The sequence below is a fragment of the Pseudomonas sp. PA27(2017) genome, from assembly GCF_001945445.1.
In the GTDB taxonomy this organism is placed as follows: Bacteria; Pseudomonadota; Gammaproteobacteria; order Pseudomonadales; family Pseudomonadaceae; genus Aquipseudomonas.
On sequence record NZ_MSXW01000004.1, the window covers coordinates 1 to 18,581 of the forward strand.

The following is an 18,581-nucleotide window of genomic DNA, read 5'->3' on the forward strand; positions in this document are numbered from 1 at the left end:
CGGCTTCGGCCAGCCGTCTGGTCATCCGCGAATAGCGGTCAAGCCAGCTGACTGACTCCATTCGCTTGCCGCATGCGGCACATCCGACGCGCCGCAGCTCCACATTCAATCGCACCGAGCGGCCAAGAATGGGCAAGTCACGGATCGAACGCTGACAGTATTCATGGATGGTGGTGCTGGGCCGATGGCAGCCGCTGCAGGTGGGGAATCTGGTGGGCTGTGGGATCAGGTCGATCAACAGTGCTTCGCCGTCAGGTCTGATGCCAATGACAGAAAAGCCCTCCCAAAAGGGCAGGAACGTATTAACATCGTGCACAAGAACGCCGGTTTGTAGATGTGTTTGCTCGCACGAACATCATCCATCAAACCGGCGTTCTTGTTTCTGTCTTTCCCGGGATTCCGTGAAGAACCAATAAAAAGCCGCCCGAAGGCGGCTCGTTCGACCCTTAGAGTTCCGGGCGCATATGCGGGAATAGAATCACGTCGCGAATCGACGGCGAATTGGTCAGCAGCATCACCAGACGGTCGATGCCGATGCCCTCGCCCGCGGTCGGCGGCATGCCGTATTCGAGGGCGCGTACGAAGTCGGCGTCGAAATGCATGGCTTCGTCGTCACCGGCGTCCTTGTCGGCCACCTGCTGCAGGAAGCGCGCGGCCTGGTCTTCGGCGTCATTGAGCTCGGAGTAGGCGTTGGCGATCTCGCGGCCACCGATGAACAGCTCGAAGCGGTCGGTGACGCTCGGGTCGTCGTCGCTGCGACGGGCCAGCGGCGAGACTTCGAACGGGTAACGGGTGATGAAGTGCGGCTGCTCCAGCTTGTGCTCGACCAGCTCCTCGAAAATCATCACCTGCAGCTTGCCGAGGCCTTCGAAGCCGAGCACCTTGGCGCCAGCTTTCTTGGCGATGGCGCGGGCCTTGTCCAGATCCTGCAGATCGGCGGCAGTGATTTCCGGGTTGTACTTGAGGATCGAGTCGAACACCGACAGGCGCACGAATGGCTCGCCAAAGTGGAAAACCTTGTCGCCGTAAGGCACGTCGGTGCTGCCGAGAACGGTCTGGGCCAGCTCGCGGAACAGCTCCTCGGTCAGGTCCATGTTGTCTTCGTAGTCGGCGTAGGCCTGGTAGAACTCGAGCATGGTGAACTCGGGGTTGTGCCGGGTCGAAACCCCTTCGTTACGGAAGTTACGGTTGATCTCGAAGACTTTTTCGAAGCCGCCAACCACCAGGCGCTTGAGGTACAGCTCCGGCGCGATGCGCAGGAACATGGCCATGTCCAGGGCATTGTGGTGGGTTTCGAACGGTTTGGCCGCGGCACCACCGGGAATGGTCTGCAGCATCGGCGTTTCCACTTCCAGGAAGTCGCGCTCGGCGAGGAAACGGCGGATGTGGGCGATGACCTGGGAACGCACGCGGAAGGTGTCGCGCACCTCTTCATTAACGATCAGGTCGACGTAGCGCTGACGGTAGCGCTGCTCGGTGTCGGTCAGGCCGTGGTGCTTGTCCGGCAGCGGGCGCAGCGACTTGGTCAGCAGGCGCACATGGGTCATCTCGACGTACAGGTCGCCCTTGCCGCTGCGCGCCAGGGTGCCTTCGGCGGCGATGATGTCGCCCATGTCCCAGGTCTTGATCTGAGCCAGGGTTTCTTCGGGCAGGGTCTTGCGGTTGACGTAGACCTGAATGCGCCCGGTCATGTCCTGGATGACCATGAACGCGCCACGGTTGAGCATGATGCGCCCGGCGACCTTGACCGCAATGGCAGCCGCTTCCAGCTCTTCCTTGGTTTTGTCCACGTACTGTTTCTGCAGGTCGGCGCAGAGGTTCTCGCGGCGGAAGTCGTTCGGGAAGGCACTGCCCTGCTCACGGATGGCAGCAAGCTTTTCCTTGCGCTGGGCAATCAGCTTGTTTTCTTCCTGTTGCAGTTCGTGCTGGTCGGGCTGTTGGTCGCTCATGGTCGTCTATCTGCCTGGCGTCTAATCACTAATCGATGGGGAATCCGCAGGGCGCCGCCGCTCACCGGCAGCGGCGCCCCACATGGGGTGCGGGATCAAAGGCCCTGTTTGAGGCTGGCTTCGAGGTAACCGTCGAGGTCGCCGTCGAGCACTTTCTGACAATCGCTACGCTCGACGCCGGTACGCAGATCCTTGATGCGCGAGTCGTCGAGCACATAGGAGCGGATCTGGTGACCCCAGCCGATATCCGACTTGCTGTCTTCCAGCGCCTGGGAAGCGGCGTTGCGTTTCTGCATTTCCAGCTCGTACAACTTGGCCCGCAGCATCTTCATGGCGGTGTCCTTGTTGGCGTGCTGGGAGCGTTCGTTCTGGCAGGCCACCACGGTGTTGGTCGGCACGTGGGTGATACGCACCGCCGAGTCGGTGGTGTTGACGTGCTGACCACCGGCGCCGGAGGAGCGGTAGGTGTCGACGCGCAGATCGGCCGGGTTGATTTCGATCTCCACCTTGTCGTCGATCTCGGGCGATACGAAAACCGCCGAGAACGAGGTGTGGCGACGGGCGCCGGAGTCGAACGGGCTCTTGCGGACCAGGCGGTGCACGCCGATCTCGGTACGCAACCAGCCGAAGGCGTACTCGCCCTTGATGTGCACGGTGGCGCCCTTGATGCCGGCGACCTCACCTTCGGACAGCTCGACGATCTCGGCATTGAAGCCACGCTTGTCGGCCCAGCGCAGGTACATGCGCAGCAGGATGTTGGCCCAGTCCTGGGCCTCGGTACCGCCGGAGCCGGCCTGGATATCCAGGTAGCAGTTGTTGGGGTCCATCTCGTGGCTGAACATACGGCGGAACTCGAGCTTCTCGAGGATTTCGCGCAGGCGCTCGATTTCAGCGGCCACGTCGTCGACGGCACCCTGGTCGTCTTCTTCGACGGCCATGTCCAGCAGGTCGCGCGAGTCGGCCAGGCTACCGGTCAGATCGTCGATGGTTTCGACGATCTGCGCCAGGGTGGCACGTTCACGGCCCAGGCTCTGGGCATATTCGGGCTTGTTCCAGACGTTCGGGTCTTCGAGTTCGCGGTTTACTTCGACGAGACGATCATGCTTGTGATCGTAGTCAAAGATACCCCCGAATAGTCTGGGTGCGCTCGGACAGGTCCTTGATGCTGTTCAGGATCGGGTTGATTTCCATGGCTGGCGGCACTCGCAGGTAAAACTTCGGAAAAGCCGCGGAGTATACCCGACTCGGGCTACTCTGGCAGCATGTTAGGCGATCGGCCATCCGTGGACCAATGCCCCTTCTATACTCGAACGAGCCGTCCGCCATCGCGCCAAGGATCCCCAACCACCATGCTCCGCATCCAAAGCCTGCGTAGCCACTATGCCCTGCTCACCGTGGCACTGGTCTGCCTGCTCAGCCTGCTGCTCGGCAGCCTGATCAGCCGCGATTCGAGCCAGCGCATCCGCGAGGAAATCGGCCGGGACCTGGCCGAATCGTCCTACACCATGGTCGATCGCCTTGATCGCGACATGCAGAGCCGCGCCAGCATGCTGCAGGTGATCGGCAGCCTCGACGCCCTGCGCCAACCGGCTGACAGCCGAGAAGTGCGCCGGCTGCTCGACGAGCTGCAGGGCAAGTTCCCGACCATCGCCTGGATCGGCTTCACCGATGCCCAGGGCCAGGTACTGGCTTCCAGCAACGGCATTCTCGAAGGCGCCAGCATCGCCCAGCGCCCGGTGTTTCTGGAGGGCAGCAAGGGTTTGTTCATCGGTGACGTGCACGAGGCGGTGCTGCTGGCCAAGCTGCTGCCCAATCCCACCGGCGAGGCGATGAAGTTCGTCGACATCAGCCTGCCGGTGCGCGACGACGCAGGCCGCCTGATCGGCGTGCTCGCTTCGCACCTGTCGTGGTCATGGGCCGACGAGGTGCGAGAGGCGATCCTCAAGCCCATCGAGGAGAACCGCCAGATCGAGTTCTTCGTGGTTGGCCGCGATCGCACCATCCTGCTCGGCCCGCGCGAGATGGTCGGCCAGCGCCTGCACCTGCCGATGATGAACGAGCTGGCCGACCAACAGAGCGAATGGGCCGTGCAGCAATGGCCCGATGGCCAGGAGTACCTCACCGGCCTGACGGCGAGCCAGGGCTACCTCGACTACCCGGGCCTGGGCTGGATGGTGGTGGCCCGTCAGGATCTGCAACTGGCCGATGCGCCGGTGCGGGCCATGCACCTCACCATTCTTGGCTGGGGCGTGGTGCTGGCCGTGCTGTTCGCCGCCTGCGGCTGGCTGCTGGCCAGCTACGTGACCCGCCCGCTGCGCACCATCGCCCGTGCGGCGGATCGCCTGGCCAATGGCGAAATCACCGTTATCCCGGAAATCGGCAGCCTCCGGGAGATTGCCCGCCTCAGCCATTCGATCCGCCATTTGGTGGAAAGCCTCACCCACCAGCACGCCGAACTCGACGCTCTGGAAAACCGCGCCCACCACGACCCGCTGACCGGCCTGCCGAACCGGGCTGCACTGGCCAGGTTTCTGCCCCGGGCACAACAGCGTAATCAGGGCTCGCAAGACGGCCTGGCAGTGCTCTATCTGGACCTCGATGGCTTCAAACCGGTCAACGACCGCTATGGCCACGCCGCGGGTGACCAGGTGCTGCGCGAGGCCGCATCACGCATGCGCGCCTGCCTGCGCGGCGGCGATCTGGTGGTGCGTCTGGGCGGTGACGAATTTCTGATGATCCTGCAAGTCGCCGCCGATGATGCCGCCAACCAGGCCCGGCAAGTCGCCGAGCGGACGATCCAGGCACTGGCAGGGCCGATTCACTGGGAAAACCAGCAGCTGCTGATTGGCTGCAGCATCGGTGGCGCGCTATGGCCGCAGGACGCCAGCAGCCTCGAGCAGGTGGTGGAGTTGGCCGACCAGGCCCTCTATCGCGCCAAGCAGACCGGTCGCAGCCGGGTCACGCTGCACGGCGAGGCCCCGGCGGCCGATGGCGACCCGCAATGATTCAGGACAGCGCGCTGGTGTCGTTGACCAGGCCGACCTGATCGCGGCCGGCCTGCTTGGCCATGTACAGGCCCTGGTCAGCGATGTTGACCAGTTGCAGAGAGGTCTGGCCGACCCGCGGCACCAGCGTGGCGACGCCGATGCTGGCGGTCAGCACCGAGCCCGGCTCGGGTTTGTCATGGGGAATACCGAGGTCGGTCACCGCGCGGCGTACCTTTTCCGCCAGCAGCCGTGCGCCACCGGCCGAGGTGCCGGGCAGCACCATGGCGAACTCTTCGCCGCCATAGCGCGCCGCCAGGTCGGTGGAACGGCTGCAGCTGCTACGCAGTGCGGCCGCTACGCGACGCAATGCATCGTCGCCGGCGACGTGACCGAAGCGGTCGTTGAAGCTCTTGAAGAAGTCGACATCGATCATCAGCAACGACAACGCGGTCTGCTCGCGGGTCGCCCGGCGCCATTCCATTTCCAGGTACTCGTCGAAGTGGCGACGATTGGACAGCCCGGTAAGACCGTCGGAGTTCATCAGCCGCTGCAGCACCAGATTGGTTTCCAGCAACTGCTGTTGACTCTCACGCAGAGCGCGATAGGCCTCGTCACGCTGCTGCAGGGCCATGTAAGAGCGCGAGTGGTAGCGAATGCGCGCCACGAGCTCGATGGTATCGGGCAGCTTGACCAGGTAATCGTTGGCACCGGCGGCGAACGCCGAGCTCTTCACCGTGGCATCGTCCTTGGTCGACAGCACGATGATTGGCACATCGCGCAACGCTGGCCGCGCCCGGTACTCGCCGAGCAGGGTAATGCCGTCGACACCGGGCATCACCAGATCCTGCAGAATCACCGTTGGCCGCAACTGCTCGGCCACCGCGATGGCCTGGGTCGGGTCGGAGCAATAATGAAAGTCGATACCCTCTTCGCCCAGCAGTTCGCGCCGCACCGCTTCGCCGATCATCGCCTGGTCGTCGACCAGCAACACCATGACCGCGCCATCCTTGCGTGAGCCGAATTCTTCCATGGAATGGGGTGGGGCTTGCATGTGGGTCTCCGGACCAATTGAAGGCGGGTCTGCGTGGGTGCCAGTTAGTCTATCAGCCAAACAGCTCGACGATACGTGGTGCGATGCGCTCCAACGCAAGTATCTCCCCGGCCGCCTGCAGTTCTGCGGCGGCCTTGGGCATGCCATACACGGCGCAGCTGGCCTGGTTCTGAGCGATGGTGGTGTAGCCGCGGCTGCGCATGTTCTTCAGCCCCTGGGCGCCATCGCGGCCCATGCCGGTGAGCAGAACGCCGATGGCCTCTCCGGTCCAGTGCTCGACGACACTGTCGAAGAACACATCGATGGAGGGCCGGTAGGCGTAGCTGCGCGGTTCCTCGGTATAGGTCAGCGTGCCGTTGCGCAGCAGGCGCATGTGGTTGTTGGTACCGGCCAGCAGCACCAGGCCCGGCTGCGGCTGTTCGCCATCGCGGGCCAGGCGCACCGGCAGGGCCGACTCGCCGGCCAGCCAGTCGGCCATACCGGCGGCGAACACCTCGTCGACGTGCTGCACCAGCATCACAGCGGCGTTGAAATCCCGGGGCAGCTGCTTGAGCAGCGAAGCGAGCGCGGCCGGGCCGCCCGCCGAGGCGCCAATCGCCACCAGCCGGCGCGCGGCAGAGGCCGTGGGCGCCGCAGCCGACACGCTGGCCTTGCGGGCACTGCTTTGGCCGATCAACCAGCCGATATTGTGGATCTTGCGCAGCAGCGCCGTGGCATCGCTGCCCTGCCCGGTCAATGACGGCGTGTTGACTGCATCCAGAGCACCATGGCCCATGGCCTCGAACACGCGATTGACGTACTGCTCGATGTCCACCGAAACGATCAGCACCGCACAGGGGGTCTGCGCCATGATCCGCCGCGTCGCCTCGACGCCGTCCATGACCGGCATCAGCAGGTCCATCAGCACCAGGTCGGGCAGATCGGCCTGGCAGCACGCCACCCCTTCGGCACCATCGCCCGCCACCCAGACGATACGATGGGCCGGCTCCTGGGCGAGCGCACGGCGCATGGCCTCGACGGCCAGCGGCATGTCATTGACGATTCCGATCCTCATTCGTGCGGTTCCCCTACCAGGTCAACCACGGCGTCAAGCAACGCCTCGTCATGGAAACTGGCCTTGGCAAGATAATAGTCGGCCCCGGCATCCAGGCCACGCCGGCGGTCTTCTTCTCGATCCTTGTAGGACACCACCATCACCGGCAGCGATTGCAGGCGGCTGTCTCGGCGTACCAGGGTGACCAGCTCGATGCCGTCCATGCGCGGCATGTCGATGTCGGTGATCAGCAGGTCGAAGTGCTCGGCGCGTAGCGCGTTCCAGCCATCCATGCCGTCCACCGCCACGGCGACGTCGTAGCCGCGCGACAGCAGCAGCTTGCGTTCCAGCTCACGCACGGTCAGCGAATCGTCGACCACCAGCACACGCTTGCGTTTGCTGCCGGCCAGTTGCCGGGCATTGCGGTCGACCCGCTCCAGGCGACCGCTGCCCAGCAGCTTGGCCACCGAGTGCAGCATGTCCTCGACATCGAGGATCAGCACCGGCGTGCCGTCGTCCAGCAAGGCGCCGGCGGAGACGTCCTGCACCTTGCCCAGGCGCGCATCGAGCGGCATCACCACCAGGGTGCGCTCACCGAGGAACCGCTCGACCACCAGGCCGAACAGGCTGTCGCGGTCGCGGATCAGCACTACCGGAATGCCGTTGTCGCTGGGCTTGCCTTCAGGGCGCTGGAGAATCTGGCTGGCCGCGATCAGGCCGACGTGCTGCCCTTCGCTCCAGAAATGCTGGCGGCCTTCGAGCTGCACGATGTCCTCGGCCTGCAGGCGGGTCATCCGCTCGATATGCGCCAGCGGCAGCGCGTAGGCCTCACCGCCCACCTCGACCACCAGGCTGCGCACCACCGACAGGGTCAGCGGCACTTCGAGGTGGAAAGTCGAGCCCTCGCCCTGGCGCTGCTGCATGCGCACGCCGCCACGCAGCTGACGCACCATGTGCTGCACGGCGTCCAGGCCGACGCCGCGGCCGGATACCTCGGTAACCTGGTCGCGCATGCTGAAGCCAGGCAGGAACAGGAAGGCCAGCAGCTCCTCCTCGGTCAGTTGCTCGCCGGTCTGCTCGGTGGCGAAGCCACGCTCGATCACCGCCCGGCGCAGCTTCTCGAGATCGACACCGCCGCCGTCATCGCGCAGCTCCAGCAGGAGCATGCCAGCATGGTGTCGGGCGCGGATCAGGATCTGCCCTTCGGCAGGCTTGCCCTGTGCCATACGCCGCTCCGACGTTTCGATGCCATGGTCTAGGGCGTTGCGCAGCAGATGCGTGAGCGGTGCCTCCAGGCGTTCCAGCACATCGCGGTCGACCTGGGTGCCCTCGCCCTCGACTACAAAACGCACCTGCTTGCCCAGGGATCGGGACAGATCACGCAACATGCGTTCCTGACCGGCCAGCACATCGGCGAATGGCCGCATGCGCGAGGCTAGTGCGGCGTCATAGAGGGACTGGGCGCGCTGCCCGCCCTGCCAGCCGAAGTCGTCCAGATCGGTCATGTGTTGGGCCAGCAATTGCTGGCACTCGCCGAGGGCCTCGCGGGTTTCCAGCAGCATGGCCTCGGCCTGGGCATCCACCGCGCCCTTGGGCAATGCCTCGCGGGCGACATCCAGAGCGCGGCGAGCGGTGGCCTGCAGGCGTTTCAGGCGCTGCAGGCTGTCGCCCAGGGGCTTGATGCGCTGGAATTCCACCAGGGATTTGCTGGAAATATCCAGGAGGTGATCGAGCCGCTCGGCGCTGACCCTGAGAATACGCGCCCGCCCCTCGCTGGCCGGCTCGCTGGCCTCCACCCGGACTGCCGGCGGTACGACCGGCGGCTCGACGGCAGGCGGGATCACAGACTGCTCGGGTGGCGCGACGGCTTGCGTGACGGTGACGGCCGGCTGAGCCGGTGCCGATGCCGAGGGCGGCACAGGGAGCCCACGCGCCAGCGCGCCCAGGCGCGCCACCAGCGCATCTATGCCAGGGTCGGCCGCTCCGGGCTGCGCCGGCGTTCCGAGGCCGAGCAGAATATCGGCGCCCTGCAGCAAGGCATCGATATGCTCGGGGCTAAGCAGCAGGCGCCCCTCCTGGGCTTCGACCAGGCAATCCTCCATGACGTGGGCGACCTTGACCCCGGCATCGAGGCCGACGATACGTGCCGCGCCCTTGAGCGAGTGGGCGGCGCGCATGCAGGCTTCCAGGCTGCCGGCATGCCGCGGGTCGCGTTCGAGCACCAGCAGGCCGCTATTGAGCACCTGGGTCTGGGCTTCGGCCTCGAGCTTGAACAGCTCCAGCAGCGATGCGTCGCGCATCTGATCGGGCGTCATCCGAGACTCCTGGCGATGGTCTGCTGCACGATCTGCTCGTCGAGTAGGGTCACGCTACGCCCCTTCCATTGCAACACGCCAGCCGCGAACCGGCGGCCCACCGGCACGCTGCCGGCGCCGGACTCGACGATCTGGCCAACAGCGATGGCTTCGATGCCCTCGACCTCGTCGACTGGAATCACCACCGGCCCGTCCGCCAGGTTGAAGATCAGCATGCGCGGTACCACTCGGCGCTCGCTGACCGCCTCGCCGGGATCGAGCCCGAGCATCTCGCCAAGGGAAAAGCACGCCACCAGGGCGCCGCGCACGTTGGTCACGCCGATCAGCCCCAGCGAGCGCTGGTGTGGCAGGGAATGAATCGGCGTACTGGCGGCCACCTCGCTGAGCGCCCGGGTCGGTAACGCCAGCCAGGCATCGCCGAGACGAAACAGCAGCAGCGAGCGGCGCTCGCCGCTGTCCTGCTCGCCCCACTCTTCCTCCAGCTGGCTGTCGTCGCGCTGCAGCGCAAAACGGTCGAGCAGCCGGGTGGCCAGCTCGGCATGCACTTCACAGTTGCGGCAGTGAATGTGTTTGACCAGCCGCTCGCAGGACTTGTCGCCCTGCACGCCGATACGGTTCCAGCAGTCGTCGACGGCGTCGCGCTCGGCATCGCTCAGCGGCAACAGACTATCGCTCATCACGGCTCACTCCACGGCCTGCCCGTTGTTGCAGGCGCCTGGCGCCAGCCATGTCGCCACGGGCGGCGAGCAGCGCCGACAGGTGCGCCAGGGCCTCGGCGTGGGTCGGCTCCAGGTACAGGGTCTTGCGGTAATAATCCTGGGCCTCGCTGCTGCGCCCGGCCACATCGCTGAGCAGCCCCAGCCAGTAGAACGCCTGGGCGGTCGGCCCATGGGCGGCGAGGTGACGTTCGCAGGCGGCGCGCGCTTCATCGCTGCGCCCGGCATTGGCGAGCGCGGCAATCTCACCCAGCGCGGTATCGGCGGCGGCTACCGTGGCGGGCGCAGGCACCGCGGCCGGCGTACGTCGCACCGGTGCCGGCGCCCTGGCGACGGGCATCGCCACGGGCGCAGGTCGCGTCCGCGCCGTAACGCTCGGTACGGCCTGAGCCGGTGCGCTGGGCGGCCGCGGTGTCTGGCGGCGAAACACGAAAGCCAGCGGAATATTGAGCGCCTGCATGCCGACTTGGCTGAACAAGCTGGCTTCGGCCGGACCGATGAACAGTGCGCCGTCGTCACGCATCAGGCGCTGCAGCACGCCGGCCACCGTGTGTTGCGTGGGCCGGTCGAAGTAGATCAGCAGGTTGCGGCAGAACACGAAATCATAGGGCGCTTCACCTGCCAGAAGGCCGGGTGCCAGGAGGTTGCCGGCCAGCAGGCGCACCTTGCGCCGCACCTGGCTGCGCAGCTCGAAACCTTCAGGAGTCTCGGCGAAATGACGGTCGCGAAAGCTCAGGTCATCACCGCGGAAGGAATTGCGACCATACAGGGCCCGTTCGGCGCGCTGCAGGTTAACCTCGCTGATGTCCATGGCGTCGATACGAAACCCGTCGCCGGGCAAACCGGCATCGAGCAGCGACATGGCGATCGAATAAGGCTCCTCGCCAGTCGAGCACGGCAGGCTGAGGATGCGCAGCGGCCGGGCGCCGGCCAATTGTGTGCTGCGCTCGCGGGCCAGGTTGACCAGTGCGACGAAAGATTCCGGATAGCGGAAGAACCAGGTTTCCGGCACCACCACCGCTTCGACCAGCGCCTGTTGCTCGCTGGCGGAGTTATGCACTTTGAGCCAGTAGGCATCCTCGTTGGCGCAGCCAAGGGCCGCGACCCGCTGGCGAACCGCCCGCTCGATCACCACCTGGCCGACGGATTCGGCATCCAACCCTATCAAGCCGTGCAGCAACTGCTCGAAGCGCGCGCTCATCGACCATCCTCCGCCACTGCCGCGTAAAGCAGGTCGCGAATCGGTTCGTCGAGCAGGTCAGCGACCCGCACCCACTGCACCAGGCCCTGCTCGGACTTGAGCACCGGACCCAGATAGCGGGCATCCGGCAGGCTGACGCCGCTGTCCACGAAGGCCTCGGCGGAGCTGCGCAGCGTGTCGCTGGCCTGTTCGAGAATAAGGCCCAACCAGCGCGCCGGCTGATCGCCCTGCGGCTGGTAATGCACCACCACCAGCCGGGTGCTGGTACGCACCACCGCGGGCTGGCCGAGCGCCTGAGCGGTCAGATCGATCACCGGTACCGGCGTGCCGCGAAACACGACCAGCCCGGCAACCCAGGCGGGGGCAGCGGGAATCTGCTTGAAGCGACGCAACGGCTGCACTTCGACCACTTCGTGGACGTCCAGCGCATAGCGGTCGCTGCCCATGCTGAACAGCAGGAACAGCTGTCCCGGGCTACGTCGCCCCGGCGAAGGCCTGCCTACCTCGGCCATCGGCTCAGACCTTGAAGCGGCTGACGCCGGTGCGCAGACCGTTCGCCACGAGGTTGAGGTCGTCGATGGAAGCGCTGGCCTGGCGCAGCGACTCGACGGTCTGCGACGACGCCTCGCTGAGCTGCACCAGGGCCTGGTTGATCTGTTCGGCACCGGTGGACTGCGCCTGCATGCCTTCATTGACCATCAGCACGCGCGGCGCGAGGGCCTGAACCTGATGAATGATCTGCGCCAACTGCTCGCCGACCTGACCGACCTCGGCGATGCCGCGGCGCACCTCTTCGGAAAAACGGTCCATACCCATCACGCCAGCGGATACCGCCGACTGGATCTCGCGCACCATCTGTTCGATGTCGTACGTAGCGACGGCGGTCTGATCGGCCAGACGGCGCACCTCGGTGGCCACCACCGCGAAGCCGCGACCGTATTCACCGGCCTTCTCGGCCTCGATGGCGGCATTGAGCGACAGCAGGTTGGTCTGGTCGGCGACTTTGACGATGGTGGTGACCACGTGATTGATGTTGCCGGCTTTCTCGTTGAGGATCGCCAGCTTGGCGTTGACCAGCTCGGCGGCGCTCATCACCTGGTGCATGGTGTCTTCCATGCGCGCCAGGCCAAGTTGCCCGGCACCGGCCAGGGTGGAAGTCTGCTCGGCGGCGCCGGACACTTCGGTCATGGTGCGCACCAGATCGCGGGAGGTGGCGGCGATTTCTCGCGACGTGGCGCCGATTTCCGTGGTGGTGGCCGCGGTTTCGGTAGCGGTGGCCTGCTGCTGCTTGGAGGTGGCGGCGATCTCGGTGACCGAGGTGGTGACCTGCACGGCCGAGCGCTGCGCCTGGGCGACCAGGGTCTTGATCTCCTCGGCCATGCCGTTGAAGCCGGTTTCGATGGCGCCGAACTCGTCGCGCCGACCGAGATTAAGGCGTGCGGTCAGATCGCCACTGGCCAACGTCTGCAGGGTGTCGACCACCTGCTGCACCGGGCGGGTGATCGCCTGCATCAGGAAATAACCACAGACGAACGCCGCGACGATTGCCAGCAGCACGGAGATTGCCATGCTCAATTCGGCGCGGTTGACCGCCGAAACGATATCCCCGGCCGAGCTATAGGCCATGTCGCGGTTGAGTTCGATCATCGCGGTGAGCTGGGTGCGGCCCTCGTTCCAGGTGTCGGTAAGTTCACCGTTGAGGCGCGCCTCGGCCTCGGCCTGGCGCCCCTGATCGTAGAGATTCAGGACATCGGTCTGCTGCTGGACGAACAGGTCGCGGGTGCGCTCGAAAGCCTCCAGGGCGTTGCGATCGCTGTCATCACGGATGGTGGCGCGGTAATCGGCGAGCGAGTTGACCAGCTTGTCGCTGGCGCCCTTGATCTGTTGCCTGTCAGCATCGTTGAGCGTGTGCGTCTCGCGCAGACTGACCTGGACGATGGTCTGGTGGAACATGTCCGTCCAGGCGCTGCGCACCTGGGTGATATGGAACATGCCGGGCATGGCGTCGTCCAGCAGACGAGTAGCGCCGCCTTCGACCTTGAGCAAGCGCTCGAAGGACGCAGCAGCCATCAGCAACATGATGGCGATGATGACCGCAAAACTTGCCTGGATACGCTGGCGAACTGTCCAGTTCTTCACATTCAACCCCATCTGCCGATATTCCTGTCCAGCCGCAGGGCAGCGCCCGCAGTTCATGCTGCCGGACTCTAGGGGCGTTGCGAGTGCAGCGCAAGCGAGACCGAGCCTATTTACTGTAGAACAGGCGCCCGGACATGAAGGGGGAGAATGGGGACAGCTGCCGGACGGCCAGAGGCCGCCGACAGCCAGGTCGAAGGGGTTACTGAAGGTCCTGGCGGACCTGGGCTTCGAGCTCGGCCTTGAGGGCGGGGTCGAGCTTCAGGTGGCGGGCCAGTTCGTCCAGGTAGGCGCGTTCCATGAAGTGTTCCTCGTCGACCATCAGCACGCTGGCCACGTACATTTCCGCCGCCATCTCCGGCGTGCTGGCGGCGCGCGCCACGTCAGCCGGATCCAGTGGTTTGTTCAGCTCGGCGTGCAGCCAGCGCTGAGTTTCACTGTCGCTGGCCAGCTTGCTGAACTCGCCTTCGATCAGCTCGCGCTCGCGCTCGTCGACATGCCCATCGGCCTTGGCCGCCGCCACCAGCGCCTTGAGGATGCTCTGGCTGTGCAGTTCCGCTTCGGGCGCCGGTAGACGATCGATCGTCTGTGGCTCGCCCTTGGGCGCGCCCGCCTGCTTGGCCTGCCAGTTGCCGTAAGCCTTGTAGGCGATCACGCCGAGCGCGGCCAGGCCGCCATAGATCGCCACCTTGCCACCGACCTTGCGTACTCGTTTGTTGCCCAGCAGCATGGCCAGGGCCGCGCCGCCGCCAGCGCCCTTGAGCATCGAGCCGATGCCGCCGTTATCGCTCTTGCCGGCACCAGCGGCGTTGCCGCCGAGCAGGCCGCCCAGCGCACCGCCAAGCCCGGACGAGGATTTGCCAGCGGTTTTCTGTTGCAGCAATTCCTGCCCGGACTTCAGCAGTTGGTCGAGCAAGCCGCGCGTATTCATGGAGATCTCCAATAATTCGGGAACAGAAGAATCTACTGCGATGCCTGGCCGTCGTCGGTTACAGATTGCTTCAGAATATTGCGCGAACGACCGTGCCACACCGCTCGATAGACCATCGTGCGGTGAGCAACGTTCAGCAGAGCGGTTGAGGGCGTGACGCAGCGATCAGCGTGGCGCCAAATGAGAAATCAGCAACTGCACCGATTCCTGGCCACGAAACTCGTTGACGTCAAGTTTGTAGGCCAGTTCGACCCAGCGCACGGTGGGGTTGGGCCACACCTCACGGTCGACGCCGAAGGCGATGCCATCGAGTTGCAGGCTGCCGCATTCGCTCTTGAGCACCACCTTCAGGTGACGCTCACCGACGATGCGCTGCTGCACCAGCTGAAACGCACCGTGGAACAGCGGCTCAGGGAAGTGCTGGCCCCAGGGGCCGGCATTGCGCAGCTCGCGGGCCAGCGGCAGGTTGAATTCGTCGATGCTCAGCACGCCATCGGACAATAGCCGACCGGTCAGGTCGTCCTCGCAGAGCTGGCGGCGAACTTCATCGTCGAAAGCCTTGGCGAACGTCTCGAAATGCTCGGCAGGCAGCGACAAGCCGGCGGCCATGGCGTGGCCGCCGAACTTGCTGATCAGCCCCGGATGGCGCGAGGCCACGGCGTCCAGCGCATCGCGGACATGAAAGCCTGGCACCGAGCGGGCCGAGCCCTTGAGCATGCCCTCCCCGGCATCGGCGAAGGCGATGGTCGGGCGGTGGTAGCGCTCCTTCAGGCGCGAGGCGAGGATGCCGATCACGCCCTGGTGCCAGTCCGCTTCGAACAGGCACAGGCCGAACGGCAGGTTTTCCAGCGGCAGGTCCTTGAGCTGGGCCAGGGCCTCACGCTGCATGCCCTGCTCGATGGCCTTGCGGTCCTGGTTGAGCTGGTCGAGCTGCACGGCCATGTCGCGGGCCAGGGCTTCGTCTTCGCAGAGCAGGCATTCGATGCCCAGGCTCATGTCGTCGAGGCGCCCCGCCGCATTCAGGCGCGGCCCAAGGATGAAGCCCAGGTCGGTCGAAGTGATCCGCCCGTGCTGCTTGCCAGCCACTTCCAGCAGCGCACGTAACCCAGGGCGCGCGCGGCCGGCGCGAATGCGTGCCAGGCCCTGATGCACCAGGATGCGGTTGTTGGCGTCCAGCGGCACCACGTCGGCGACGCTGCCCAGGGCCACCAAGTCGAGCAGCTCGCCGAGGTTCGGCTCGGGGCGCTCGGCGGTGAACCAGTTCAGTTCGCGCAGCCGCGCGCGCAGCGCCAACAGCACGTAGAAGATCACCCCGACGCCGGCCAGTGATTTGCTGGGGAACCTGCAGCCCGGCTGGTTGGGATTGACGACGGCATCGGCCGCCGGCAACTCGTGGCCCGGCAGGTGATGGTCTGTGACCAACACCTTGAGGCCGGCGGCCTTGGCCGCGGCCACGCCCTCGATACTGGAGATGCCGTTGTCGACGGTGATCAGCAATTCAGGCTCGCGGCTCAGCGCCACGGCGACGATCTCGGGGGTCAGGCCGTAGCCGTACTCGAAGCGATTGGGCACCAGGTAATCGACGTGGGCGGCGCCCAGCATGCGCAGGCCGAGCAGGCCGACGGTGCTCGCCGTGGCGCCGTCGGCGTCGAAATCACCGACGATGAGCATGCGCTGGCGTTGCCGCAAACCTTCGACCAACAGCTCGACGGCAGCATCGATGCCCTTGAGCTGGCTGAACGGAATCAGCCGCGCCAGGCCCTTTTCCAGTTCCACTGCCGACAGCACCCCGCGTGCGGCATACAGGCGGGTCAACAACGGCGGCAGGTTGCCCAGGTCGGGCAGTGAGGCGGGAAGCGGGCGGGACTCGATACGCATGGACGGGTTTTCTACTCTTGCGGTTTTTCACGGGGCCGAAGCCCGGCGTTGCCGGGCCCGGTTTGCATCAGTTGCTCAGGTCACGCTCGCCGGCCAGCCACTCCACGGGAATCTCGTGCTGGCCGCGCTCGTCGGTGACGAAAAGCTCGCCGTCGCTGATCATCACGCTCCAGCTCAGCGAACGGGGCAGATCCTGGGACAGCTCGGCCAGGGCTTCCTGACCAAGGGCGACGACGTTGATGTTCTTCAGGCTGCGCACCGGGTCCAGGCACTTGGTCTGCCACACGCGCAGGTTGCCGTAGGCCACCAGACTGAATTTCTCGGTACGCCGCGAGCACCAGGTGATGCGCTCGCTGTCCGGCTGGCCGACTTCGATCCAGTGCAGCACGCGACCATCCAGGCTCTTTTCCCACAACGCCGGCTCGTCGACATCCGACAGGCCGCGACCGAAGGCCAGGTTCTTCTGGTAGAACAGCGCATAGGCGATCAGCCGTGCCGCCAGACGTTCCTCGGTTTCCGAAGGATGACGGGCCACGGTGAAACGCAGGCTTTCGTAGATGTTGCGATCGATATCGGTGAGGTTGAGATCGATCTTGTAGGTCGTGGACGGCAGGGCCATGGCGCACTTCTTGGAATTCGGAAAAGTGCGCCAGTCTATCAGCCCGGCCAGGAACGTGGGCAGAGCGCCGCCCAAAGGAGGCGCTTGTCACGTGTCAGGCCATCAGGAATCGCTCTTCCAGTCCGGATAGCGGCGTTCTGCCGGCGCCGGCGGGAAATACTGGTAAAGCCAGGTTTCGCTGAGCACTTCCTTGTTGTCGACGCGGCGCAGGTAAGCACGCATGTTCACCGGCTCGACGCTGTCGCTGGTGGGGAACCAGTCGAACTGCGCACGGAAACCTTCCACCTCCGGATACAGCGCCAGGATGCTGAATTCCTTGGCCTCGCCGTGGGAAGCCTCGACCACTACCTCGACCTGGGCCTTGGCATCCATTTTGGCCAGCGGGCCGCCCGCGAAATCGATGGCGAAGCGCCGCGCCCACACTTTCGGCCAGTGTTCGCCCGGCGCCCAGCCGAGGGTGAAGCCGCCCATGCCGGAACGGGTGGCGTGAACCTGCGCCAGGGTCGGTTTGACCGGCGGCAGCGCGGCCCAGTAGAGCTTGTAGCCGAAGTTCAGCGAGGTGCCGGGCTCGATCGGCTGCTTGGGATTCCAGAAGCAGACGATGTTGTCCATGGTTTCGCCGGTGGTGGGAATCTCCAGCAGGTCGATGCTGCCCTCGCCCCACTGGGTGGTCGGCTCGACCCACAGGCTCGGGCGACGGCTGTACCAGACCACGGTGTCCTGGTAGGACTTGAAGTCATGGTCGTACTGCACCAGGCCAAAGCCCTTCGGGTTGGTGTCGGCGAAGGCGTTGAACTGCAGTTTTTCCGGGTTGTTCAGCGGCCGGCAGACCCACTCGCCGTTGCCGCGCCACATGGACAGGCGATCGCTGTCGTGGATCGCCGTGGCGATGAAGTCGCACATGCGCCGCTCATGGCCACCGCAGGAGAACATGCTGGTCATCGGCGAAATGCCGAGCTGCTTGATGGTCTTGCGGGCATTGATATGGGCGTCGATATCCATCACCACCTGCTTTTCCTGGCAGTCGATATCGAAGCGGAAGGCGCCAGTGGCGCTCGGCGAATCGAGCAGGGCGTAGAGCACGAAGCGGGTGGCGTCCTTGTCCGGAGTCTCGAACCAGAACTCGGTGAAGTCGGGGAATTCTTCCGGCGTATCGGTAAAGGTGTCGACCGCCAGGCCGCGCGCCGAAAGGCCGTACTGGCCGGTGTTGTCCACCGCGCGGAAGTAGCTAGCGCCAAGGAACGACACGATGTCGTACTTGGCGATGTTCGGCTGCTTGAACACTTTCAGGCCGGCAAAGCCCAGGTCGCCCTTGAGCTGCGCGACGTCCACGCCACTCTTGCCGTACTCGAACAGCTCGGGGCGGAAATGCACCTCGCGCGCCTGGCGGCTCTTGGGATCGACGGCGTGCATGCGCACCGGCTGGCGAAAGCCCATGCCGACGTGGAAGAACTGTACGTCCAACTGGCCGCCCAGCTCGTTCCACAGCGAGTGCGCCGGATCGTACTGGATAGCGTTGAACTGCTGGGGCGTCAGCTTGGCGAGGGTCTCTGGCAGCACTTCGGCGGTGCTCTTGTATGCCCGACCGGCCAGGCTCTTGGCGCGCGCCTGCAGTTGCTTGAAGTCGAAGGGTTCAGCCTCGCCGTCCGCCGTTTCGGCGAAGCTGTGCAGGCTGAACAGGCTGGCCGGCAGGCCACTGGCGGCGGCCAGCATCATGGAGGCTTTGAGAAGGTCACGTCTATGCATGGGCATCCCTGAATCGGTA

At 65.3% G+C, this 18,581-nt stretch carries 15 protein-coding genes; 1 reads left to right on the forward strand and 14 read right to left on the reverse strand.

Annotated elements, in window-relative coordinates; all coding sequences use genetic code 11:
• The 3 genes from BVH06_RS01620 to prfB form a co-directional block, all read right to left on the reverse strand.
• Positions 1-238: transposase family protein (locus BVH06_RS01620; RefSeq protein ID WP_256575105.1), on the reverse strand; the 238-nt coding region annotated here is incomplete at its 3' end.
• 208 nt (positions 239-446) lie between these two features.
• Positions 447-1,949, reverse strand: coding sequence for a lysine--tRNA ligase (lysS, locus tag BVH06_RS01625; protein ID WP_075932960.1), 1,503 nt, complete (start codon positions 1,947-1,949; stop codon positions 447-449).
• A 95-nt stretch (positions 1,950-2,044) separates the two neighbouring features.
• A protein-coding gene (gene prfB, locus BVH06_RS01630; protein WP_139315535.1) for a peptide chain release factor 2 occupies positions 2,045-3,140 on the reverse strand; the annotation gives its coding sequence in 2 pieces (ribosomal slippage) (positions 2,045-3,067 and positions 3,069-3,140; 1,095 coding nt in all).
• A gap of 158 nt (positions 3,141-3,298) precedes the next feature.
• Here prfB and BVH06_RS01635 point away from each other — a divergent pair.
• Entirely contained in the window at positions 3,299-4,954 is a 1,656-nt protein-coding gene (locus tag BVH06_RS01635; RefSeq protein ID WP_075932961.1) for a GGDEF domain-containing protein, read from the forward strand.
• 1 nt (position 4,955) lies between these two features.
• Here BVH06_RS01635 and BVH06_RS01640 read toward each other — a convergent pair whose 3' ends face one another.
• The 11 genes from BVH06_RS01640 to BVH06_RS01690 all read right to left on the reverse strand — a co-directional run bounded on the left by BVH06_RS01640 (position 4,956) and on the right by BVH06_RS01690 (position 18,562).
• A complete protein-coding gene (locus tag BVH06_RS01640) occupies positions 4,956-5,987 on the reverse strand; it encodes a diguanylate cyclase (protein ID WP_075929590.1) in 1,032 nt (343 codons plus the stop codon).
• A 52-nt stretch (positions 5,988-6,039) separates the two neighbouring features.
• Positions 6,040-7,041 (reverse strand): chemotaxis response regulator protein-glutamate methylesterase, encoded by a 1,002-nt coding sequence (locus tag BVH06_RS01645; RefSeq protein ID WP_075929591.1) that lies wholly within the window; start codon positions 7,039-7,041, stop codon positions 6,040-6,042.
• Positions 7,038-9,335, reverse strand: a complete 2,298-nt coding sequence (locus BVH06_RS01650) for a hybrid sensor histidine kinase/response regulator (RefSeq protein ID WP_075932962.1) — start codon at positions 9,333-9,335, stop codon at positions 7,038-7,040. Before BVH06_RS01650 ends, BVH06_RS01645 begins: the two co-directional genes overlap by 4 nt.
• Positions 9,332-10,012: a chemotaxis protein CheW gene (locus BVH06_RS01655; protein WP_075929593.1), complete on the reverse strand. Its 681-nt coding sequence runs from the start codon at positions 10,010-10,012 to the stop codon at positions 9,332-9,334. Before BVH06_RS01655 ends, BVH06_RS01650 begins: the two co-directional genes overlap by 4 nt.
• Entirely contained in the window at positions 10,002-11,252 is a 1,251-nt protein-coding gene (locus tag BVH06_RS01660; RefSeq protein ID WP_075932963.1) for a protein-glutamate O-methyltransferase CheR, read from the reverse strand. Before BVH06_RS01660 ends, BVH06_RS01655 begins: the two co-directional genes overlap by 11 nt.
• Positions 11,249-11,764, reverse strand: a complete 516-nt coding sequence (locus BVH06_RS01665; protein WP_075932964.1) for a chemotaxis protein CheW — start codon at positions 11,762-11,764, stop codon at positions 11,249-11,251. Before BVH06_RS01665 ends, BVH06_RS01660 begins: the two co-directional genes overlap by 4 nt.
• A gap of 4 nt (positions 11,765-11,768) precedes the next feature.
• Positions 11,769-13,391, reverse strand: a complete 1,623-nt coding sequence (locus BVH06_RS01670) for a methyl-accepting chemotaxis protein (protein WP_075929637.1) — start codon at positions 13,389-13,391, stop codon at positions 11,769-11,771.
• 199 nt (positions 13,392-13,590) lie between these two features.
• On the reverse strand, positions 13,591-14,319 hold the full coding sequence (locus BVH06_RS01675) for a tellurite resistance TerB family protein (protein WP_075929596.1): 729 nt from the start codon (positions 14,317-14,319) through the stop codon (positions 13,591-13,593).
• 165 nt (positions 14,320-14,484) lie between these two features.
• A complete protein-coding gene (recJ, locus tag BVH06_RS01680; protein WP_075932965.1) occupies positions 14,485-16,197 on the reverse strand; it encodes a single-stranded-DNA-specific exonuclease RecJ in 1,713 nt (570 codons plus the stop codon).
• Positions 16,198-16,264: 67 nt separating this feature from the next.
• Positions 16,265-16,816 (reverse strand): YaeQ family protein, encoded by a 552-nt coding sequence (locus BVH06_RS01685; protein WP_075929598.1) that lies wholly within the window; start codon positions 16,814-16,816, stop codon positions 16,265-16,267.
• Between the two features lie 102 nt (positions 16,817-16,918).
• Complete coding sequence (locus tag BVH06_RS01690) at positions 16,919-18,562, reverse strand: glucan biosynthesis protein D (protein WP_075932977.1); 1,644 nt, start codon at positions 18,560-18,562, stop codon at positions 16,919-16,921.
• Positions 18,563-18,581 lie beyond the last annotated feature (19 nt).